This is a genomic window from Microbacterium sp., assembly GCF_036566905.1.
Classification (GTDB): domain Bacteria; phylum Actinomycetota; class Actinomycetes; order Actinomycetales; family Microbacteriaceae; genus Microbacterium.
On the sequence record NZ_DATCVK010000138.1, the window covers coordinates 1 to 21,645 of the forward strand.

22 protein-coding genes are annotated in these 21,645 nt (G+C 70.3%); 15 read left to right on the forward strand and 7 right to left on the reverse strand.

What is annotated here, in order from left to right:
* Both VIP82_RS10735 and VIP82_RS10740 read right to left on the reverse strand, forming a co-directional pair.
* Window positions 1–1,033 (reverse strand): hypothetical protein (locus VIP82_RS10735; RefSeq protein ID WP_331908382.1); only part of this gene is annotated, 1,033 nt, incomplete at its 3' end.
* A gap of 112 nt (window positions 1,034–1,145) precedes the next feature.
* On the reverse strand, window positions 1,146–1,775 hold the full coding sequence (locus VIP82_RS10740; RefSeq protein ID WP_331908384.1) for an SGNH/GDSL hydrolase family protein: 630 nt from the start codon (window positions 1,773–1,775) through the stop codon (window positions 1,146–1,148).
* A 188-nt stretch (window positions 1,776–1,963) separates the two neighbouring features.
* On the opposite strand from VIP82_RS10740, the gene VIP82_RS10745 reads away from it, so the two are divergent.
* The 5 genes from VIP82_RS10745 (at window position 1,964) to rplI (ending at window position 5,014) form a co-directional block, all read left to right on the forward strand.
* A complete protein-coding gene (locus tag VIP82_RS10745) occupies window positions 1,964–3,163 on the forward strand; it encodes an acyl-CoA dehydrogenase family protein (RefSeq protein ID WP_331908386.1) in 1,200 nt (399 codons plus the stop codon).
* Window positions 3,164–3,331: 168 nt separating this feature from the next.
* A complete protein-coding gene (gene rpsF / locus VIP82_RS10750) occupies window positions 3,332–3,700 on the forward strand; it encodes a 30S ribosomal protein S6 (protein ID WP_308866369.1) in 369 nt (122 codons plus the stop codon).
* Window positions 3,701–3,705: 5 nt separating this feature from the next.
* Window positions 3,706–4,230 carry a single-stranded DNA-binding protein gene (locus VIP82_RS10755; protein WP_308866370.1) on the forward strand — a complete coding sequence of 175 codons (525 nt, stop codon included), beginning with the start codon at window positions 3,706–3,708 and terminating at the stop codon, window positions 4,228–4,230.
* A gap of 66 nt (window positions 4,231–4,296) precedes the next feature.
* Entirely contained in the window at window positions 4,297–4,551 is a 255-nt protein-coding gene (gene rpsR / locus VIP82_RS10760; RefSeq protein WP_045301896.1) for a 30S ribosomal protein S18, read from the forward strand.
* 10 nt (window positions 4,552–4,561) lie between these two features.
* Entirely contained in the window at window positions 4,562–5,014 is a 453-nt protein-coding gene (rplI, locus tag VIP82_RS10765) for a 50S ribosomal protein L9 (protein WP_331908388.1), read from the forward strand.
* Window positions 5,015–5,108: 94 nt separating this feature from the next.
* Here the strand turns inward: rplI and VIP82_RS10770 are convergent, their stop codons facing one another.
* From VIP82_RS10770 to VIP82_RS10780, 3 genes are all read right to left on the reverse strand, one after another.
* Window positions 5,109–6,383, reverse strand: coding sequence for a GNAT family N-acetyltransferase (locus VIP82_RS10770; protein ID WP_331908390.1), 1,275 nt, complete (start codon window positions 6,381–6,383; stop codon window positions 5,109–5,111).
* Between the two features lie 334 nt (window positions 6,384–6,717).
* A complete protein-coding gene (locus VIP82_RS10775; RefSeq protein ID WP_331908392.1) occupies window positions 6,718–8,361 on the reverse strand; it encodes a chaplin family protein in 1,644 nt (547 codons plus the stop codon).
* A gap of 119 nt (window positions 8,362–8,480) precedes the next feature.
* On the reverse strand, window positions 8,481–9,464 hold the full coding sequence (locus tag VIP82_RS10780; RefSeq protein WP_331908394.1) for a hypothetical protein: 984 nt from the start codon (window positions 9,462–9,464) through the stop codon (window positions 8,481–8,483).
* A 655-nt stretch (window positions 9,465–10,119) separates the two neighbouring features.
* Here VIP82_RS10780 and dnaB point away from each other — a divergent pair.
* Window positions 10,120–11,493: a replicative DNA helicase gene (gene dnaB, locus VIP82_RS10785; protein ID WP_331908396.1), complete on the forward strand. Its 1,374-nt coding sequence runs from the start codon at window positions 10,120–10,122 to the stop codon at window positions 11,491–11,493.
* 62 nt (window positions 11,494–11,555) lie between these two features.
* Here the strand turns inward: dnaB and VIP82_RS10790 are convergent, their stop codons facing one another.
* Entirely contained in the window at window positions 11,556–12,416 is an 861-nt protein-coding gene (locus VIP82_RS10790; RefSeq protein ID WP_331908398.1) for an alpha/beta fold hydrolase, read from the reverse strand.
* Between the two features lie 23 nt (window positions 12,417–12,439).
* On the opposite strand from VIP82_RS10790, the gene VIP82_RS10795 reads away from it, so the two are divergent.
* The 8 genes from VIP82_RS10795 (at window position 12,440) to VIP82_RS10830 (ending at window position 19,686) form a co-directional block, all read left to right on the forward strand.
* Window positions 12,440–13,024, forward strand: coding sequence for a TetR/AcrR family transcriptional regulator (locus VIP82_RS10795; protein ID WP_331908400.1), 585 nt, complete (start codon window positions 12,440–12,442; stop codon window positions 13,022–13,024).
* 210 nt (window positions 13,025–13,234) lie between these two features.
* Complete coding sequence (locus VIP82_RS10800; RefSeq protein WP_331908402.1) at window positions 13,235–13,972, forward strand: SDR family NAD(P)-dependent oxidoreductase; 738 nt, start codon at window positions 13,235–13,237, stop codon at window positions 13,970–13,972.
* Between the two features lie 186 nt (window positions 13,973–14,158).
* A complete protein-coding gene (locus VIP82_RS10805) occupies window positions 14,159–14,929 on the forward strand; it encodes a GNAT family N-acetyltransferase (RefSeq protein ID WP_331908404.1) in 771 nt (256 codons plus the stop codon).
* Window positions 14,930–14,963: 34 nt separating this feature from the next.
* Window positions 14,964–15,737 (forward strand): hypothetical protein, encoded by a 774-nt coding sequence (locus VIP82_RS10810; RefSeq protein WP_331908406.1) that lies wholly within the window; start codon window positions 14,964–14,966, stop codon window positions 15,735–15,737.
* Window positions 15,738–15,933: 196 nt separating this feature from the next.
* Window positions 15,934–16,500, forward strand: coding sequence for a dihydrofolate reductase family protein (locus tag VIP82_RS10815; RefSeq protein ID WP_331908408.1), 567 nt, complete (start codon window positions 15,934–15,936; stop codon window positions 16,498–16,500).
* Window positions 16,501–16,579: 79 nt separating this feature from the next.
* Window positions 16,580–17,122: a VOC family protein gene (locus VIP82_RS10820; RefSeq protein ID WP_331908410.1), complete on the forward strand. Its 543-nt coding sequence runs from the start codon at window positions 16,580–16,582 to the stop codon at window positions 17,120–17,122.
* Window positions 17,123–17,171: 49 nt separating this feature from the next.
* Window positions 17,172–18,410 carry an amidohydrolase gene (locus VIP82_RS10825; RefSeq protein ID WP_331908412.1) on the forward strand — a complete coding sequence of 413 codons (1,239 nt, stop codon included), beginning with the start codon at window positions 17,172–17,174 and terminating at the stop codon, window positions 18,408–18,410.
* 25 nt (window positions 18,411–18,435) lie between these two features.
* A complete protein-coding gene (locus VIP82_RS10830) occupies window positions 18,436–19,686 on the forward strand; it encodes an MFS transporter (protein ID WP_331908414.1) in 1,251 nt (416 codons plus the stop codon).
* Between the two features lie 53 nt (window positions 19,687–19,739).
* Here VIP82_RS10830 and VIP82_RS10835 read toward each other — a convergent pair whose 3' ends face one another.
* Complete coding sequence (locus VIP82_RS10835; RefSeq protein WP_331908416.1) at window positions 19,740–20,651, reverse strand: LysR family transcriptional regulator; 912 nt, start codon at window positions 20,649–20,651, stop codon at window positions 19,740–19,742.
* A 73-nt stretch (window positions 20,652–20,724) separates the two neighbouring features.
* Between VIP82_RS10835 and VIP82_RS10840 the strand changes: the two genes are divergently transcribed.
* A partial coding sequence (locus VIP82_RS10840) for an EamA family transporter (RefSeq protein ID WP_331908418.1) occupies window positions 20,725–21,645 on the forward strand: 921 nt, incomplete at its 3' end.

The window sequence follows — 21,645 nt, forward strand, 5'->3', positions numbered from 1 at the left end:
CGGGGTCGGCCGCCAGCGGGGCGTCGCCGGGGGATGCGGCATCCGGGATCGACGCCCCGGCCGACGCGGCCAGCCGCTCGTCGCGCCAGCGCGCCCACTGCGCGAACTTGTCGAGCAGTGCGCCGACCGCCGAGAACAGCCACGCCCACGTCTGCGGGTCGATCGTGGAGAAGTCGCGCTTGGCGTAGAGGAAGAGCCAGTCGTCGACGATCTCGACGTCGAGGGCGGCCGCGTTGTCGATGAAGCGCGCCATGATGTCGGGGGTGAAGAGGTAGAGCGCGTCGCGCTCGTAGCCGGCGGGGCAGTAGAGGGCGAAGTGCTGATCGAAGTCGCCCTCGAGGCTCAGCCGCTGGTCCCTGTCGAAGGTGAGGGGCAGGTTCGAGCCGAACAGCGAGTTGTTGCCCGTCGCGTCCAGCACGATGTGGGGCAGCGGGGTGTCGAGCTTGACCGCCACGTACCCCCACTGGTGCGTCTGCCGGTTCTTGCCGGAGCCCGTCGTGTAGCGGTAGTTGGCGAACTCCACGAAACGGGGCCGGTCGCCGCGCACGAGATCCGAGGACTGGCGCGCGTCCCCGATCGAGAAGATCATGCCCGGAAGACCGGGGCCGTCCAGGCGCGGCACGTACTGCATCGCGTTCGCGCGGGCGAACCCGTCGAGGCGGTACATGCGTTCGCTGGCGCTGCGGGCGGCGCGGACGGCGAACGTGATCACCAGGGCCACGACGACGCCGACCACCAGCAGCGGAAGGACGGCGAAGATCAACGCCACCCCGCCCCCGCCTTCGGCGCCCGCGCCGAGGGCGCTGAAGATGGCGGTGAGCATGGTCAGCCCCACCGACCCGAAGATGACGGCCACGACGGCGATCACGACGACCGCGAGCACACCGGAGAACGACGAGCCCTGCAGGCGCCCGGTGCGTCGCAGCTCCTGCACGAATGCGCGCGCGGCGCCGGGCGGGACGGGCTCGACCAGCGGTCGCGCGTCGAAGGGGTACGACGGTCTGACGCCGGGTTCGGCGGCGGGGACGCTCACGCGACCACGGTACTCGGCGATGCCGCGCGCACGGCGGCTACACGGTCGCGTCGTCGGGGAACCGCGTGCCGGCCGCGTGCTCGTGGGACAGCCGGCGCATCGACATCGTGGTCTATGTGCCCGTGCGTGCGGCGCCGACCGGGATCGCGGCGTATGCGGCGAGCCAGGCGTCGGCGATGAGGGCGGCGCCCTGGGTCGTCGGGTGGACGCCGTCGGGCACGATCGCCACGGCGCCGTGGGCGGCGGCCGCCGCGCCGACGCTGTCGTGCAGCGGCACGAGCGTGGCGTCGAATCGCTCGGCGAGGCGGCGGACGGCTGCCCGCTTGGGGTCGAGGTCCTCGAGCCAGGCGGCCTGGCCCTCGCTCACAGGCACGAAGAACGGCTCCACGAGCACGAAGCGCTCGACGCCCGCTTCGCGGGCGGCCTCGAGCAGTCCCGCGACGGTGGCCTCGAAATCCTCGGCCGGGGTCGGGTCGTCGCTGTCGAAGCGCCGCCACATGTCGTTCACGCCGATGTACACCGTGAGCACGTCGGCCCGCGCGGCGAGCACGTCGTCCCACCGGGCGGCGAGGTCGACGGCGCGGTCGCCGCCGATGCCCTTGTTGACGACGGTCGCGTCGTCGCCGACGGCTCGTGCGATCAGCGCGACGTAGCCGTCCCCCAGCGAGGCGGCGTCATCTCGGTCGCGTCCGGAGTCGGTGATCGAATCGCCGGCGAAGACGAGGGTGGTCGAGAGAGGCATCCGGTGTGGTCCAATCGACGTGGAACGTGTTCCGCCAGCGATGATCGACACTCGCTTGGCGGTCTGGGCACGGACGTCCGCGGAGCGGACGCCAAGGCTTCCGCGAACATATCGCCTCACCGGCCCGCGAGCGAGGACCCGCGCGAAACGGCTTCGGGCAAGATCGAATCACGACGCGAGGAGGCGCCATGACCGATGCCCGCAGGAACCCCGACGATCTCGACGCGCTGCGCGCGGCATCCGACATCCTCGGGATCGACACGCTCCTCACTGCGGACGAGCGAGCTGCGCGCGACCGTGTGCGCGGTTTCGTCGACGCCGAGATCCGCCCCCACATCGCCGACTGGTTCGACCGGGGCCACTTCCCCGTCGAGCTCGCGCCTGCTCTCGGACGGCTCGGCGTCCTCGGCATGACCCTCGACGGCTACGGATGCCGCGGGCGCACCGCCGTCGAGTACGGCCTGGCCGCCCTCGAGCTCGAGGCGGGCGACTCGGGCATCCGCACATTCGTCTCGGTGCAGGGATCGCTGGCGATGGGCTCGATCCACCGGTGGGGCAGTGAGGAGCAGAAGCAGGAATGGCTGCCGCGGATGGCGGCCGGCGACGCGATCGGCAGCTTCGCACTCACCGAGCCGACCGCCGGCTCCGACCCGTCGAGCATGAAGACGTTCGCGCGCCGAGACGGCCCGGACTGGGTTCTGTCGGGAGCCAAGCGCTGGATCGGGCTCGCGTCGATCGCACACCTCGCGGTCGTCTGGGCGCAGACCGACGAGGGCGTCCGCGGATTCCTCGTCCCCACCGGCACACCGGGCTTCGAGGTCGCGGTGCTCGAGCCGAAGGGCTCGATGCGGGCGTCGGTGCAGACCGAGCTGCACTTCGACGACGTCAGGCTGCCGGCATCCGCTCGCCTTCCCGAGGCCCGCGGGCTCCGTGGGCCGTTCTCGGCGCTCAACGAGGCGCGGTACGGGATCGTGTGGGGCGCGCTCGGCGCGGCGCGCGACAGCTATGAGGCGGCGCTTCGCCATGCTTTGCGGCGCGAGCAGTTCGGTCGGCCCATCGCCGGGTTCCAGCTGACGCAGCGAAAGCTCGTCGACATGGTGGTCGAGCTGCAGAAGGGTGCGCTGCTGGCCCTGCAGATCGGACGCGCGAAGGATGCGGGCACCCTCACGCCGACGCAGATCTCGCTCGGCAAGCTCAACAACGTGCGCGAGGCGATCGCGATCGCGCGCGAGGCGCGGACGATCCTGGGGGGCGACGGGGTGCTGCTCGAGCATTCCCCGATCCGGCACGCGGCGAACCTCGAGTCGGTCCGCACCTACGAGGGCACCGACGAGGTGCACACCCTCATCCTGGGTCAGCACCTCACCGGTCTCGACGCCTTCCACTGACGGCCGGCGCCCCCGACCGGGGCGGGTTCGGCGTCTGGTCGGCGATCCGGTACCATAGGAGGGTTGTCCGCACGCGTTCTATGCGCGGGAAGTCGGATGACGTGCACACACACCCTCCTGCTGTCGGGAAATGCCCGGCAGCCGTTCTAGTCCGAAGGAGGTGGGTTAGTGACGCACCAGTACGAACTCATGGTCATCCTGAACCCCGAGATCGATGAGCGCCAGGTCGGCGCCAACCTCGACAAGTTCCTGAAGGTCATCACGACCGACGGCGGCACCATCGAGAACATCGACATCTGGGGCAAGCGCCGTCTCGCCTACGAGATCCAGAAGAAGAACGAGGGCATCTACGCCGTCGTCAACTTCACGGCGACCGCCGCGACCACGCAGGAACTCGACCGTCAGCTCAACCTCAACGAGCAGATCATGCGCACCAAGGTGCTGCGTGCCGAAGAGGCCATCGCGATGATCGCGTCGGAGAAGCAGCGCGCCGACGAGCGTGCCGCTCGCAAGACCGCCAAGGCTGCGAAGGCATAAGGCTGATGGCCGGCGAGACGATCATCACCGTCGTGGGAAACCTCACGGCTGATCCCGAACTGCGCTACACGCAGAACGGCCTCCCCGTCGCGAACTTCACGATCGCGTCGACGCCGCGCAACTTCGACCGTCAGGCGAACGAGTGGAAGGACGGCGAAGCGCTGTTCCTCCGCGCGAGCGTGTGGCGCGAGTTCGCCGAGCACGTGGCCGGCTCGCTGACGAAGGGCATGCGGGTCATCGCGACCGGCCGCCTCAAGCAGCGCAGCTACCAGGACCGCGAGGGCAACAACCGCACCGCGATCGAGCTCGAGGTCGACGAGATCGGCCCGTCGCTGCGCTACGCCACCGCACAGGTCACCCGCGCTGCGGGCGGCTCCGGCGGTGCCGGCGGCAGCTTCGGCGGCGGTGGCGGTCAGTCGCGTCCGGCGCAGGTCGCCGATGAGCCGTGGTCCACGCCCGGTTCGTCGAACGCCGGCGGCGGCGACGCCTGGGCAGCCCCCGGCGCCTACGGCGACGACACCCCGTTCTGATCTCAGAAGCAGATTCCGGATGCCTCGTGAAGAGGCATCCGATCAAGAAAACGTAAAGGAACCACCATGGCTGGAAAGGCAACCGGCGACCGCCGGAAGCCGCGGAAGGGCGCGAAGAACGCGGCCCCCGCGAAGGCGATCCGTGTCGGTCTCATCGACTACAAGGACGTCGCGACTCTTCGCAAGTTCATCTCGGAGCGTGGCAAGATCCGCGCCCGTCGTATCACCGGTGTCTCGGTGCAGGAGCAGCGTCTGATCGCCAAGGCGATCAAGAACGCGCGCGAAATGGCGCTCCTGCCCTACGCCGGCGCTGGCCGCTAAGGAGCACCCAATGGCAAAGCTGATTCTCACGAATGAGGTCGCCGGGCTCGGAAGCGCCGGAGACGTTGTCGAGGTCAAGAACGGGTTCGCCCGCAACTACCTCATCCCCCAGGGCTTCGCTGTGGCCTGGACCCGTGGCGGCGAGAAGCAGGTGGCGTCGATCCGCGCCGCCCGCGAGGCTCGCGTCATCCACGACCACGAAGAGGCCGTGGCGCTGAAGAACGCGCTCGAGACCAACAAGGTGCGCCTGTCCGTCAAGGCCGGCGCCGAGGGTCGTCTGTTCGGCGCGGTCAAGACGGTCGACGTCGCCGACGCGGTCAAGGCCGCCGGTCTCGGTGACCTCGACAAGCGCAAGATCCACATCACCTCCCCGATCAAGTCGGTGGGCGAGCACGAGGCGACGATCCGCCTCCGTGACGACCTCACCGCCGTGATCACCCTGCAGGTGGTCGCCGCCAAGTAATCCTTCGGGATACGGCGAAACGGATGCCGCGAACCGGTGCTCTTCAGGAGCACTGCGTTCGCGGCATCCGTCGTCTCCGGCGCTGCGGACCGGGTCAGAAGATCCAGTTCGCGCCGGCGGCGACAGGCCATGACCACGCCGTGGATGCCGCGCGCAGGCCGGCTGGAGAGCGCACCTCGACGAGCCCGGCTTGGGCGAGCGAGGACAGCGAGATCGCGCCGAGGTGCGCGGCGCCGAGTTCGCGGATGTCGAGCGCCAGGTCGGGGTCGTCGGCGGTCGGCGCGACTTCCGCGTGCTCCCACGCGTCGGCGCGCACGCGCCAGCGGCCGCCGTTGGCGGGCAGTATCGCGTCCGTCACCTCCAGCACCACGTCGACCTCGCCTGCGTACCGGCGCTGCGCCAGCGCGGTCGGCAGGTCGAGGATGCGCAGCCACGAGTTGTCCTGGTAGTCGGGCACCGCCGGGCGGATGTCGACGAGCAGCGACACGATCGGGTCGTCGACGGGCAGGTTCGAGATCTGCACCCGAGAGGTCAGGTCGAGGTCGAGCAGCACCGACCACATGCGGCGTGCGGCGGCAGCGGTCAGAGCGACGGCCTCGCGCACGTGCACCGTGCCCTCCGCCCCGGCACGCTCCCACGACGTCGTGCGGCGGAAGGTCGCGTATGCGAGCACCGTGTCGGTCTCATCGCGCACGAGCAGCAGCCGGAGCGCCTCCTTGCCGCCGCGGAGCGCAGCGGGGTCGGCCTCGCGCGCCGTGCGCTGCTCCGGCGTCTCGCGGGTCGCCCAGCCCGGCCGCCCCAGGCCTTCGGGCAGCCGCGCGTAGTCGCGATGCAGCGCGGCGACGAGGTCGCCGTGGGCTTCGGCATCCCACTCCTCCAGTGCGACGTCGAGCTCGGCCGCGCCCGGCACCGGACGCAGGGCGGCGCCCCGCGGGATCGTCAGGCTCAGCTGCGTCGACGCCATGCCGTAGCCGAAGCGGCCGTAGATGGGCGTCTCGGCCGCCATCAGGCCCGAGATCGCCTCGCCGTTCGCGAGGCAGTCCGCGAAGTGGTGCTCGATCATCCCTCGCAGGATGCCGCGGCGACGGTGGCCGGGGTGCACGCCGACCCACGTCAGCCAGCCGCACGCCACCTCCGCCCCGGGTACGGGGTAGGCGCGCAGCGGGTACGCGCCGTGGAAACCGGCGAGCAGCTCGTCGTCGCCGACCTGCGCGACGCCGTACGTGCGGTGCCAGCTCAGCGGGCTCGGCAGCTCCCGCAGCGTATCGATGGAGCGCTCGGTCGGGAACGCCCAGACATCCAGGCGCAGGACGTCGTCGAGCCGGTCGGATCCAATGGGGGTGAGGCGGTAGGAGTCGGGGAGGGGCACCCCCCTACTCTGGCGAGCGCGCGAGGGGCGCGCAATGAGGACGACGTCGGCCATCTGCCCGGCGAGGGCATGACAAAGCGGATGCCGCGAGCCCCCCGGTTCGCGGCATCCGCTCCTGGCATCTCCGCTGCGTCGCCCGCTCCAGGCATGGTCGGACGACGAAGACGGAGACGGATGGTGCACCCCCGATCGCGAGGCCGGTCCAGGCACGGTCCGGTCATCGCGATCGGGGGCGGTTCAAGGGCGGGAGGGCCGCTGGGGACGGCCCTCCCGCCGTGCTCTCACGCGAGTCGGGGCGAGGGGCGCCTGGGGAACGTCGACTTGCCCCGTCGACTCACGCGGAGCGCCGCCGCGACACGCGCGCGATGGCACCCGCTGCGAGCAGCGAGAGCCCCAGCAGCAGGAACGGCATCGCGCCCGCTCCTCCTGTCGTGGCGAGCTGGGTGGCCTCGCCGGACGCCGCGGCCGAACCGGCGACCGCGGCCGAGCCGTCGTCACCGGGCGTCCCGTCGTCCCCCGGGTTGGTGGGGTTCGTCGGGTCGGTCGGGTCGGTCGGGTCGGTCGGGTCCGTCGGATCGGTCGGGTCCGTCGGGTCCGACGGGTCCGTCGGATCGGTCGGCACCACGGCGTCGACCGTGGTGCTGTCGCCGATCACCGAGACGGCGTTGCCGCCGATGGTGATGGGCAGCGAGATCGGCGCCAGGATCTGCGTGCCGCCGAGGACCGAGCCGAGGCCGCCGGTGGTGCCGGTGGTCCCGCCGTTGCCGGTGCCCGGCGCTGCAGCCGCACCCGTCGATGTGCTGTCGCCGATGCCCGAGATGGCGTTGCCGACGACCGTGACCGGCACGGCGATCGGTGCGAGCACCTGCGTGCCGCCGAGGATGCCGTCCGTGCCGTCGGTGGTGCCGCTGGTGCCGCCGGTGGTGCCGGTGGACGGTGCGGTGGTCGCGGCATCCGTCGACGCGCTGTCCCCGATGACCGAGACGGCGTTGCCGAGGGCGGTGATCGGAGCCGTGACGGGTGCGAGCACCTGGGTGCCGCCGAGGATGCCGTCCGTGCCGTCGGTGGTGCCGGTCGCGCCGTTGCCGGTCGAGCCGGTCGACGGGGCCGTGGTGGCGCCCTCGCTCGAGCTGTCTCCGATCAGTGAGATGGCGTTGCCGACCGCGGTGATCGGCGCGGTGACGGGAGCGAGCACCTGGGTGCCGCCGAGGATGGAGTCCTCGCCGCCCGTGGTGCCCATGGAACCGGCCGACGACGTGCCTGAGCCGGCGGTCGTGGTGGCGTCGGTGGAATCGCTGTCTCCGACGAGGGAGATCGCGTTGCCGCTGACGGTGACCGGCGCGGTCACGGGAGCGACCACCTGGCTGCCGCCGAGGATCGAGTCCTCGCCGTCGGTCCAGGCATCGGCTCCGCTGGCGGCGCCCGAACTCGCTGACGCCGTGGTGGCATCCTCGCTCGTGCTGTCGCCGACGACGGAGATCGCATTGCCCGAGACGGTCACCGGAGCGGCGATCGAGACGATCCCCTGGGTTCCGGAGAGCAGGCCGTCCTGACCCGAGGTCTCGGCCGGTGCGGCCGGGGCGGTGGCGGGCGCGGGCGCCGTGGTCGCGGCATCCGTCGACGAGGAGTCGCCGACCACCGAGATCGCGTTGCCCGAGACCGTGATCGGCACGTTCACCGACACGAGGCCCTGCGTGCCCGAGCCGATGCCGTCGGAGCCGCTGGTCGTCGCCTCGGCGGGAGCCGGAGCGGGCGCCGGCGCCGCGGTGGTCGCGCCGCTGCTCGACGAGTCGCCCAGCACCGAGAGCGACGTGCCGCTGATGTTAATCGGAAGGTTGACGTCGATGACCGCCTGGCTGCCCGAGAGCAGCCCGTCATCACCCGTCGTCTCGGCCGCATTCGCGACCGTCGCGCCGAGCAGCGTGATGCCGCCGGCGAGGAGCGTGCCCAAGAGGGCGCGCTTGTAGAAAGTACGCATGGTGTTCCCCTTTGTGGATTGATCAGTTCGCAGCGCACGGAGAGGCGCTGCTCAGCGCGTGAGGGCGCGCTGATTCCTCTGCCGCCCGCGCTCGGGTGAGCACGGCGGCGGGGAGCCGATCAGTCGGGGGAGACGTCGGTGGAGCCGACGGGCGCCGGCAGCGCGTGCTCGTCCTCCGGCCCTGCTCGACGCACCCAGGCACGGTGTGCGGCGAGAGGAAGGAGGGCGGCGAGCGCCCAGGCACCGAGACCCGCACCACCGGGTCCCGCGGAAGAAGTGGGCAGACAGAGTCCGCCTACAGAGCTCAGGGGTCCGCTCGCGGCGAGAGCGGCGGACGAGACGACGACCGAGACGGCGGCGGTGGCGTGCGACAGGGAGGCCGCAGCCCACCGGCCGATCGAGCCGGCCGTCGTCGAGAAGACGGCTCCGGCGTCCGTTTCGGCGGGGGAAGCGGCGAGCATGTCGTCCGCCGTCAGCCCGCCCGAGAACGACGGAACGCCCGGAATCGCGGGGATTCCGGGGAGGGCGGGCACCTCGCCGGCGCCACCCACGGGCGGGAGTCCGACGGTCGCGCCGGTCTCGTCGACCGCGACGACGACGCCGGTCAGCGTCTCGTCGACGGTGCCGCCGATGTCGTTCACCGCGTCGTCGAGGCCGATGCCGGTGACGATGCCGCCCACGATCGGCACCTCGGTCACGAGGTCGACGACGGGCTGGGTGATGCCGCTCACGACGCCGCCGGAGACGACGTCGGAGACCGGCTGAGTGACGTTCGTGACGACGGTGCCGATCGTCTGGACGACCTGGCTGACCGGCTGCTGGACCGGCGCCGGAGCGGTGGCGACCACCGTGTTGACGGCGCCGGTGACGCCCGTGGTCACGGTGGAGACGGTGGTGGTGACGGTCGTCGCGGTCGTGTCCACCACCGAGGTCACCGCACCGAGAGCACCCCCGAGCAGTCCTCCGTCTTCGGTCTCGTCGGCATGCGCCTGTCCGAGGCCGAGGCCGAGGACCAGCGAGATGACGATCCAGGCGAACGCGGTTGCGACCCCGATGAGGGCCAGCCGCACGATCCTCGGCAGCTGCGAGGTTACGATCTCCACGTTCACCTCCCACGACGAAAGAGCCGCACGTTCCGGACGGATCGTGCGTAGGGGTGCCTGGACTTGCGAGGATATCGCCTGGACGATCGCCGTGTCCAGACCCCTCGCGTCGCGAATCCGAACGCGCCTCCTCGCGCGCGCAGGGTGTGCTCCCCGGTGCGCGCACGGTGTGCTCCCCGCGCGCGCACGGCGTGTCGGGGTCCCCGGAATTGTGCACAGGGCACGATGCACAGGCCAACCTTCAACCCCGACTTCAATCACATCCCCCTCCACAGGCTGTGCAATACGCAAAGGCCGGTCAGAAGCGGTTTCTGCGAAGACCGTGCTCGAAAAGCAGCGAGTTCTCCACAGTGGTTGTTCACAGGCGTGTCGGCGTTTCACGCAGCCTCTCCACAGAGTTATCCACAGGTCGTGTTGCGCGTGTCGGAGGCCGTCCTTAGCGTGGGGTGCGGCCCACTCGTGGCGCGCGCCTCCGTGCTGGACACAACGGCGTGACAGCGGCAGGGGGATGGCACACGGGGGTTCGGCGGGGAGCGGGGTGCTGCGGCATCCCGCAATCAGCTCGTGCACGCTGAGGCGTGCCCGGCGAGCCGCACCGGCCCGCGCCGTGACAACTCGGACGATGTGAACGAACGATAAGGAGGACTCGCAGCCTATGTCGATCGCCGACATCTCCGATGAGCGCATGGGGGGTCCCCGTGACTTCGAGCGCACTCCCCCACACGACCTGCTCGCCGAGCAGAGCGCCCTCGGTGGCATGCTGCTGTCGAAGGATGCCGTCGCCGACGTCATCGAGACGCTCCGCGGCACCGACTTCTATGTGCCCAAGCACGAGCTCATCTTCGAGGCGATCCTCACCCTCTACTCGCACGGCGAGCCGACCGACGTCGTGGCGGTCACCGACGAGCTCATCAAGACCGGCGAGCTACAGCGCGCCGGGGGTGCGGACTACCTGCACACGCTGACGTCGATCGTGCCGACGGCTGCCAACGCCGGCTACTACGCGTCGATCGTCTCGGAGCGGGCCCTGCTGCGCCGCCTGGTCGACGCGGGCACCCGCATCGTGCAGATGGGGTACTCGGGTCAGGGCGAGGCTCTCGACCTCGTCAACAACGCCCAGGCCGAGATCTACTCGGTGACGGGTGCCGAGGCGGCCGAGGACTACGTGCCGCTCACGATCGCGGTGGATGCCGCGGTGGAGGAGATCGAGGCCGCGCGAGGTCGCGACGGCCAGATGACCGGCATCCCGACCGGCTTCTCGGGACTGGATGCCCTCACGAACGGCCTGCACCCGGGCCAGATGATCATCATCGCGGCGCGACCCGCGATGGGTAAGTCGACGCTCGCGCTCGACTTCGCGCGGTCGGCGGCCGTCAAGCACGACATGCCCACGATCTTCTTCTCGCTCGAGATGGGGCGCAGCGAGATCGCGATGCGCCTGCTGAGCGCCGAGGGCGCGATCCCGCTGCAGTCCATGCGCAAGGGCACGCTCGACTCGCGTGACTGGACCACCGTCGCGGCGACGCGCGGCCGCATCAACGACGCCCCGCTCTACATCGACGACAGCCCCAACATGACGCTCGTCGAGATCCGGGCGAAATGCCGCCGGCTCAAGCAGCGCGCGGGCCTCAAACTCGTCGTCATCGACTACCTGCAGCTCATGACCTCGGGCAAGCGCGTCGAGTCGCGTCAACAAGAGGTGTCGGAGTTCTCACGAGCGCTCAAGCTGCTCGCGAAGGAGCTCGCCGTCCCCGTCATCGCACTCTCCCAGCTGAACCGTGGTGCCGAGCAGCGTGCCGACAAGAAGCCCGCGCTGTCCGACCTGCGCGAGTCGGGCTCGATCGAGCAGGACGCCGACATGGTCGTGCTCCTGCACCGCGAAGCCGCCTACGAGAAGGACTCGCCGCGCGCCGGCGAGGCCGACCTCATCGTCGCCAAGCACCGCAACGGGCCGACCGACACCATCACCGTCGCGTTCCAGGGCCACTTCTCCCGCTTCACCGACATGGCGCCGGGCGACTTCGGGTAGTAGGCGTAGTGCCCCTGTGGTGGACCGGCTCATGAGCTGGGCCACCTCAGGTCGCGTCCGTCTTACGCCGGGATGTCGGAGAGCCGGGGTCCTTCACTCTCGTTGGCTGCCCAGAATGCGAGGATCGCCTGCGCGACTGCGCTGGGCTGCTCGAGCGGAATGAGCGTGCGCGCTCCAGCGATCGTGACCGATGTGGCGTGCGGCAACGATGCCGCCGCGCGTTGAGCATCCTCCGGGCTCCAGTCTCCCCGGTCATCGGATGCGATGAACAGACTGGGTACGCCGATGCCCGAGAGGCGATCGGTCACGTCGGTTCGATCGATGATGAACGAGCGCAGCGCGTGGCTCATGCTGGCGCGCGTGGGTCGGTTGAGGCTGTCGACGACCACGTCGCGGATGCCGGGAGTCGCGGCCGAGGCATCCGTCACCATTGCCGAAATCACTGCCGTGCGCACCGGGCCGACCGCTCCCATGAGGCGCAGGATGGGATGCAGCACGGCGATCTGACGCCGGAGGTGAGCAGGTATCGGCTCGGTGGGCGCGCTGATCGCAACGAAACTGCGGATGGTGGAGGGGTCGGTCGCGAGCTGGTAGCCGACGTGGCCGCCGAACGCGTTGCCCACCCAGTCGACAGGGGTGGTGGCACCGAGCCCATCCAGGGCGTCTCGCGCGGCATCCGCTGCTTCGGCGATGCTGGTGCGCCGCGAAAGCGGATCGCTGCGTCCCAGCCCGGGCGGGTCGATGAGGACGAGCTCCCGCCCGGGTGCGCCGGCCAGCAACAGCGGCAGCACGCTGTCCCAGGTGTGGCTGTCGACGAACATCGACGACCACAGCACGGTCATGTCGCCCGCGCCGACGCGACGCACGGCGAGAGAACCGAGGCGGGTGTCGACCCGCTGGGCGCGTTCTGAGAAGGTCTTCATAATTTCACGTTATCATGACTAACATGAAAGAGCGCAAGTATCGGATGTCGGCCCGAGCAGACGCCGCAGAGTTGACAGGTCAGCGGATCATCGACTGCATGCTGGACCGCCTGCGCACCACTCCGTACGAGCGGATCAGGCTCGAAGACGTCGCCGCGGATGCGGGCGTGACGTCGCAGACGGTGATCCGCCGTTTCGGCAGCAAACCGGTGCTGATGACCACAACAGTCGAACGCGAACTGGGACGCATCGCGGCGAAACGCGAGGCAGCGTTGCGATCAAGTTCGGCCGAGACGATTCGAGCGCTGGTGGAGCACTATGACGAATACGGGCTTCTCATCCTGAAGACCTACTCCGAGGCCTCACTCGTGCCAGGGCTGCCGGAAATCGTGGCGCGAGGGAGGGCGTACCACCTCGATTGGTGCCGCCGCGCCTTTTCGGAGCACCTCTCGCCCCAGCCCGACGACGCGTCTCGACAGAGGAGGCTCGCCCAGATCGTGGCCATCTGCGATGCGACCACCTGGCGCATCCTGCGATTCGACGGCGACTTGTCCTCGGCCCAGACCGAGCTGGCGATCACCGAACTGCTGACCCCGCTTCTGCGCTGAGCGGCTCGTCGCACACGTCTGATGCACTCGTGCCGACATGTTCATTCCTTGCAGGACTCGCTATTCCGGCAACGGGGAACGCCATCAGCCTGATAGTCATTGCGACGCCGAAGAGCTCCTCGACTGGGCGACCGAGAACAGTGGGGACGGTTGCGATACCCAGGACCGCTCCCGAATGAACAACCACCCACGTACAAGAAGGAGGAAGCGATGGCTCGTATCCTTGTCACCGGTTCGGCAGGCGGGCTGGGACTCGGCGCCGCCCGGCGGCTCACCGCCGAGGGGCATGAGGTGATCGTCCACGCGCGAACTGTCGATCGAGCGAGGGACCTCCGGTCCCTCATCGAGCGGGGTGCGCAACTCGTCACAGGCGACCTGTCCGATATGAATGAGACCCGCGGCATCGTCGAACAGGTCTCGACGTTCGGGAAGCCGGATGCCGTCATCCACAACGCCGGCGTCATCAGCGGGCGAGAACTCGTCCCCGTGAACGTGGTGGCGCCCTATCTGCTGACGGTGCTGTTGCCGGCCGCTCGGCTGGTCTATCTCAGCAGCAGCATGCACCGCGGCGGTCGCAGCGACGTCACGGGCGTGGACTGGTCGGGCACCCACGCGACCGCGTCGTATTCGGACAGCAAACTGCTCGTGACGATGCTGGCCGCGGCGGTCGGCCGGGTGAGGCGCGACGTGTACAGCAATGCCGTAGACCCGGGATGGGTGCCGACCCGGATGGGCGGGCCTGGAGCCCCCGATGACCTCGAACTGGGGCACCGCACGCAGGCTTGGCTGGCAGCGGGCGAAGATCCTGCGACCCACACCTCCGCGTACTGGCATCACCAGCGTCAGCAGAGGCCCGACCCCGCCGTCACCGACCCCGCTCGGCAGGACGCCCTCCTCGAAGCTCTGACAGCTCACACCGGGGTGCGACTCGACGGCACCACTGCGTAGACCCCTGGGCTGAGGAGACCTACGAGACCCTCACACTGTCACCGACAGCCAACGCCGGCGTTCCCATGAGTCCGAAGGGTTCCCAGGTCTTCGATTTCGACCCGCCATGTCGCTATCGTGCTTTCGACGTGATGGCGCCCGGCGACGATGGGCGGCGGCTGCGCCCACCCCGACGAAGGAGTTGAGATGTGGATCGAGTGCTTCGAGAAGGACGCGCGATTCGACGGCACCGACCGCGAGTCGCTCGTCGAACAGTTCGTCGCACACGTGCGCGGGACGCACGAGGTTCCCTACCCCGATGAAGAGGTGCGGCTGTGGGCGCGCAACTTCGCGGAGGCGTCGGCGCGCGAGGACGGCCCTGTCGAGCGACTTCCCTCGATCGGCTCCATAGAGGTGCATCCCGTCACGGAGGAGCGCATCGACGACTGGCTGCGGTTCTTCGACCGCGACGCGTTTCCCGACAATCCCGACTGGGGATCCTGCTACTGCCTGCATCCCCACACGGGCGATGTTCCCGAGCGGCCGTGGCGTGATGTGCGGGCCGAGATGGTCGAGCGGCTGCGGTCGGGAGCGACGCTCGGCTACCTCGCGTACGTCGACGGGACCCCGGCGGGTTGGGTCAACGCGTCGCGCCGATCGACGTACGCGAAATACGACGACGTCGACCGCGAGGGGCCGGCCCCCGACACCGTCGTGGGCGTCTCCTGCTTCATCATCGCGCCGCCCTACCGGCGCCACGGCGTGTCATCGGCGCTCCTGGATCGCGTCGTCGCCGACGGCGGGGCCCGCGGTGCACGATACGTCGAGGGCTACCCGCGCCGAGTGGAGACCGACGACGACTCGGGGGCCTTCTGCGGCCCCCGTTCGATGTTCGATGCGCGCGGCTTCGCGCCCGCTGAGGAGCACGACCGCTACACCGTCGTCCGCAGGCCCGTCGGATCCGCGCCGCGACCATAGCCTCGGGACACCTTGTTCCAATAGGTTCGTTCCCATGAACCGCGGCGCCAAGATCACCACAGGCGTCGCCGTGCTCGTGGTCGGCGGCTTGGTGGCCCTCGCAGTACCCGCCGTCGCCTCGGTGCACGGGGCGCTGTCGTCTTGGGCGCTCTTCCAGCCCACCGAGAAGCCGGCCGAGGAGCCGTCCGTCGAGCCGGCCTCCGCGGAGGATGACGCGATCGGCGAGGAGATGATCGATGAACTGGGCGACGGCTACGTCTACGTCGGGAACGGCACCGCGATCCCGAAGGGCAGTCCGGCCGGCTGCGAGGACCCGGCCTGGCTCCACGTCGGCGGGACGAGCGCGAGCCTGAGCGGGGACCTGGTCGACCGGGGCGCACGCGACCTCGCCGCAGGCAGCGCGGGCCTGGACGACGAGGGCCGGATCGTGACCTACACGGTCGCGCCCGGCGACGCGCTGTACGCGATCGGGGACCGGTTCTGCATCGCCAACGCGCTGACCATCGCGATGCTCAACCACACTCGGACCATCCAGCCCGGCGAGGTGCTGCTGCTCCACCCGGACAGTTCGATCCCGTGGGTGCCGTACTACAACCCGGTGACCGCGCCCGCCGGCTACCAGCAGATCCCGTACCAGCTCGCCGTCGAGGCGATGAGCACCGCTGCCCACGCGGGCGACCTCGACCGGATGCGCGCGATCTTCGCGAGCGAGCTGGCCGGACTGTTCCCCAACCCGGCTGAGGCCGAGGTGATCGCGCAGGCGCTCGACGTCGGCGACCTCGACGTGCTGCGCCAGATGTTCGCGTAGCCCGCAGGCCACCGAGGCCCCCTCGGCCGGACTGCGAGGCCCACCTCGGCACAACGTCGCTTCGCGAACCCGGTGCAGCCTTCCCGCCACTGGGGTTCCGTCACGTCCCGCCCGCGATTACCCTCGTGCCCGAGGTATCCACCCGAGAAGTAGTCCCGGGCGACCACGCGGGAAGCGGAACGCGCAGGAGGCTCAGATGCAGACCTTGACGGTCGACTTCATCATGTCGCTCGACGGCTACGGCGCCGCGGAAGGGTGGCCGGGATGGTGGGGGCTCGAAGGCCCCGAGTATCTCGGCTGGCTGGAGCAGCTGCCGGAGCAGGACCATCCGATCCTGATGGGAGCGACGACGTACCGCGTGATGTCGGAGCTGACCGCCGGCGGCGAGGAGGGCACCGACGTACTCAACGGGGTGACGAAGTATGTCTTCTCGTCGACACTCGAGGATCCCCTCGGCTGGGAGAACTCGGTGCTGGTGCGGGAGGATGCGATCGACGTCGTGCGGCGGCTGAAGGAGGAGTCCGACAGGCCGCTGCGTACCCTGGGCAGCGTCTCGCTCTGCCGATCGCTCCTCCGAGCCGGACTGGTCGACCGCTACCGCGTGGTCGTGTTCCCGGTGATCACCGGCGCGACCGGGCAGGAGCGGATCTTCGACGGCTACCCCGACGTCCGCCTCGACCTGGTCGAGGCCCGCACGTTCGACCAGCGCAGTCAGCTGCTCGAGTACGTGCCCAGGGTGCTGGAAGGCCCGCCCGGGACCTGATCGTGCCGCCCGCGAGGCATTGCGGACAGCATCGGTCCTGGTGGGCGCCTACCGTCGGACATCGACGAAAGGAGCCATCATGACCATCTCCGACCCCGCCACTCCCACCGGCTACACCTCGGTCGCCCCGTGGGTCGTCACCGACGACACGGGCGCCCTCCTCGACTTCATCGCCTATGCGTTCGACGGTGAAGAGCTCGCGCGCGTCGAGACCGAGGACGGGCTCATCGGGCACGCGGAGATCCGCGTCGGCGACACCGTGGTGCTCGCCTTCGACCGTCGGCAGGAGTGGGCCGCGATGCCGAGCCTGCTCCGCGTATGGGTTCCGGATGCGGACGCAGCCTTCGGCCGCGCCATCGAGCGAGGCGCGGCCGTCGTGACGGAACTCGGCGACAACGCCTTCGGACAGCGCGGCGGGCGCGTCAGAGACCCGCTCGGCAACATCTGGTGGGTGACCCAGCAGGTGGAAACAGTGCCCGACGACGTCATGTGGCAGCGCTTGCAGCAGCCCGAGTACGCCGAGAACATGCGGTACGCGCAGGAGTCGCTCGACGCCGAATTGAGCGGTTCCGCCGCCGGACGCAGCAGCGCCCCGCGCCAGGGCGCCGGCGACCGGTCCTGAGCCCTACCGCGGCGATCGTGGTCCGACGGCCCGGCGTAGGTTGGAGGGCATGGCTCGCATCCTCGCCGTGACCGGCGGCTACGTCGTCCCTGTCAGCTCCGACCCCATCCCGAACGGCACCGTCGTCATCACCGACGGTGTCATCACCGCCGTCGGCGGGGCCGACACGTCGGTGCCCGACGGCGCCGAAGTGATCGACGCCGCGGGCAGCTGGGTCGTCCCCGGATTCGTCGAGTCCCACGGCCACCTGGGCGTCCACGAGGACGGCGAGGGATGGTCGGGCAACGACACGAACGAGATGACCGACCCGAACGGGTCGCGGTTCCGCGCTCTCGACGGCATCGACATCGAGGAGGTCGGCTTCCGCGACGCGCTGCGCGGCGGCGTGACGACGGCCGTCATCAAGCCCGGGTCGGGTAACCCCATCGGCGGCCGCACGGTCGCGATCAAGACCTGGGGCGGCCGTACCGTCGACGAGCAGGTCCTCGCCGACGAGGTGTCGGTGAAGTCGGCGCTCGGTGAGAACCCGAAGCGCGTGTACGGCGACCGGAAGCAGACGCCGTCGACGCGTCTGGGGGTGGCCTCCGTCCTCCGCGACGCCTTCGTCGCCGCCCAGAATTACGCCGACAAGCGCACCTCGGCCGCCGACAAGGACGAGCCGTTCGAGCGGGACCTCGGCAAGGAGACGCTCGCGGCGGTGCTCGCGGGCGATCTCCTCTGGGATCAGCACTGCCATCGTCACGACGACATCGCGACGGCGATCCGGCTGTCGGAGGAGTTCGGCTACCGCCTGATCGTCAACCACGGCACCGAGGCGCACAAGATCGCGGACGTGCTCGCCGAGAAGCAGATCCCGGTGATCTTCGGGCCGCTGCTGACCTCGCGCTCCAAGGTCGAGCTGCGCGACCGTGCCATCGGCAATCTCGCCCTCATCGCCGAGGCGGGCGTGAAGGTCGCCATCACGACCGACCACCCTGTGGTGCCGATCGACCAGATCCGGCTGCAGGCGATCCTGGCGGTGCGCGAGGGCCTTCCCGCCGAGACGGCACTGGAGGCGCTGACGACCAACCCGGCCGACATCCTCCGCCTGAACGAACGCGTCGGCGCTCTCGAGCCCGGCCGCGACGGCGACGTGGTCGTGTGGTCGGACGACCCGCTCGCCGTCGACTCGCGCGTGCAGCGCGTGTTCATCGAGGGGCGCGCGGTCTACGAGCCGGGCGCGGGTGCCGCGAGCCCGCGCGTCGTCGAGCGCTGGGAGCGCTTCGGTCGCACGTCGTGGATGGGATGACGGCACGCGGCCCGGCATCGTGAGCGTGGCTGCCGAGAATCGGGGCGGAGCCGCCCCCGTCCCCCGGTCGTCGTTCGCCCGATATTGGGCGGCGGCCTCCATCAGCTCGTTCGGGACCGCCGTCTCGGCCGTCGCGATGCCGGTGCTCGTGGTGCAGCTGCTTGCGGCGACGCCGGCGGAGGTCGGCATCGTCAATGCGGCACAGTTCGTGCCGTACGCGGTTCTCGGGCTGTTCGCCGGCGCGTACACGGACCGCTGGCGCCGCAAGCCGATCCTCGTCTGGTCCAGCATCGGCCGGGCGGTGTCGCTCGGTGCGATCCCCGTGCTCTGGCTGACCGGCGCGCTCGAGATCTGGATGCTCGTGGTGCTCCTGCTGCTCTTCGGCTCGTTCTCGGTGTTCGGTTTCGCGGCGACGCAGTCGTTCCTCCCCCGGCTCGTGCCGCGGTCGCGGCTGGTCGTCGCGAACGCGCGCCTGGATCAGACGGATGCCGCAGCCCAGACGGTGGGTCCGGCACTGGGCGGCGGGCTCGTCGGCCTGCTCGGCGCGCCGATCGCGCTCGTGGTCGACGCGGTCAGCTACCTCGTCGATGCGGTGCTGAACGCGAGCATCCGCGTCGACGAGCCCCGGGAGCGCCGCCCCGACCGCAATCTGCTCCGCGAGATCCGCGACGGGCTGCGCTGGGCGTACGCGCACCGGACGCTCGGCCCGCTGGCGGTGTCGACGCACGTCTGGTTCTTCGCGAACGGCATCGCGTTCACCGTGCTCTCGCTGCTGGCGCTGCGGTCGCTCGGCTTCACCGCGTTCACGTTCGGACTGCTGCTGGCCGTCTCGGGGTCGGCGGCTCTGCTCGGCGCGACCTTCGCGGCGAGGTTCGGGTCGTGGCTCGGCACCGGCCCGGCGATCATCGTCGCCCGCGCGGCCTATCCGATCGCCTGGCTACTGGTCGCGGGGGCGGCATGGCTGTCGGCGGGGCCGGTACTCCTCTATATAGCGCTCGCGATCCACGGTCTCGCGGCAGGCGTCGAGAACGCGAACGAGATGGGCCTCCGGCAGGCGGTGACGCCCGATGCCCTGCTTGGACGCGTGAACGCGAACATCCGCTCGGCCAACCGGACAGCGGCGGCGCTCGGCGCCCTCGCCGGCGGTGCGGCGGTCGGTCTCGTCGGGGATCAGTGGACGCTCGTCGCCGTGATGGTCGTCTTCGCTGTCGCCGCGCTCATCGCCGTCCTTTCGCCGCCACTGCGTGGGATGCGCACCCTTCCCGAATCGGACTGAGGCCGCGCGTTCCACCCCGGCGATGAGGCGCGGCAGCCGCTCCGCGACCCGGGTCACATCGTGCGCGCGTGCTCGACGAACGCGTCGAGCGCGGTGCGCAGCGCGGGCGAGTCCTCCTGTGAACGGCGGTGCACCGCGAGCACATCGCGGGTCGAGGCCGGCGCGACGGTCGGGATCGCGACGAGATCCGCGCCCAGGTCACCGCGGCCGAGGCGAGGCACCAGCGCGACCGCGCGGCCCGCGCGGGCGAGCTCCAGGTGATTCTGGAACTCCATCGACTCGTGCACGATCCGTGGTGCGTTGGGGACGCCGTCGAACAGCCGCCGAAGCCACTGGCGGCAGATCGTCGCCTCGAACGTCGCGACCCAGTTCTCGCCCGCGAGCTCTTCCGGGTGGAGGGACTCACGGTCGGCGAGCGGGTGGTCGCGATGCAGGATGACGTCGGCGACATCGGTGAACAGGGGCGTCGAGACGAGGTGGTCGGGCATCGCCAGGGCGACCCCGCCCCAGCGATGGACGATGCCGAGGTCGCGCTGGCCCGATGCGACGATCGCGATCGTCTCCCATGGCTCGCTCTCGCGCAGGGGCAGCGAGAGGTCGGGGTGGCGCACGGCCAGTTCGCTCAGCACCGGGATGACGAGGCCCCGCACGACGGTCGAGAAGGCGGCGAGCCGGATCTCGCCCACGACCCGGTCGTCGGTCCCGGCGGTGAGCTGGAGATCGGCGCGCAGGCGCTCGAGGTCGGCGAGGATCGGCGTGGACGCCACGACCAGCCGTGTGCCCGCTTCGGTGAGGATCACGCCGCGGCCGGCGCGCTCGAGGAGGGTGATGCCGGTCTCCCGCTCGAGTCGCTTGACCTGCTGCGACACGGCGGACGGCGTGTAGCCGAGGCTCGTCGCCGCTGCGACCACGCTGCCCTGCGTGGCGACCGCGCGAAGAGACAGCACCGCTTCCAGATCGATCATGAAGCAACGCTACACAGTTCCATGGCAAAAGCATCGCTTGTCCTTCATCCTGGGACCCGCTGAGGTGGAAGGCGTGAAGAGACGCGACATGGTGCTGGCGGCCGCGGTGGCAGCCTTCTGGGGTTTCAACTTCGTCGTGATCGACTGGGGCATGGCGGGCGTCCCGCCTCTGCTGTTCGTCGCGATCCGCTTCCTGGTGGTCGCGCTCGCCGTCGTCGTGGTCCCACGCCCCCGAGCCTCCTGGCGGACGGTGATCGGCGTCGGCCTCTTCATGAGTCTCGGGCAGTTCGGGCTGCTGTACACCTCGATGGCGCTGGGGCTTCAGCCGGGCCTCGCGGCGCTCGTGCTGCAGGCGCAGGCGGTGTTCACGATCCTCATCGCCGCCGTGTCCCTCCGCGAGCGCCCGACGATCCCGCAGAGCGTCGGTGTCGGCGTCGGTGTCATCGGACTGGCGATCGTGGCGGCCGGTCGTGGCGGCGATGCGCCGGCCCTCGCGGTGGGGCTGGCGCTGGCCGCGGCGTTCTCATGGGCGATCGGCAACGTCATCTCACGCCGGGCGGGAGTGGTCAGCGGACCGGGACGGCTCGGCTCGCTGTCGCTCACCGTGTGGTCGGCGCTCGTCGTGCCGGTCCCCGCGCTCGCGCTGTCGTTCCTGGTCGAGGGGCCGGAGGCGATCGCGGCCGGGGTGGCCTCGTTCGGCTGGCAGTCGCTTCTGTCGACGCTCTACACCGCGGTGCTGTGCACGATCGTCGGGTACTCGATCTGGAACAGCCTGCTGGCGCGCAACCGTTCCGCGGCAGTCGTGCCGTGGGTGCTGCTGGCGCCGGTCGTCGCGATGGTGTCGGCTGCACTCCTGCTCGGGCAGATCCCGACGCCGGCCGAGGTCGGCGGCGGTGTGCTGCTCGTCGGTGGCGTGCTCGTCACAGGCCTGCCCGATCGACGGAGTCTGGCGCGGGCTCGGCGGCCGGCCGCCGCGGGCGGCGGCACCGTCGTG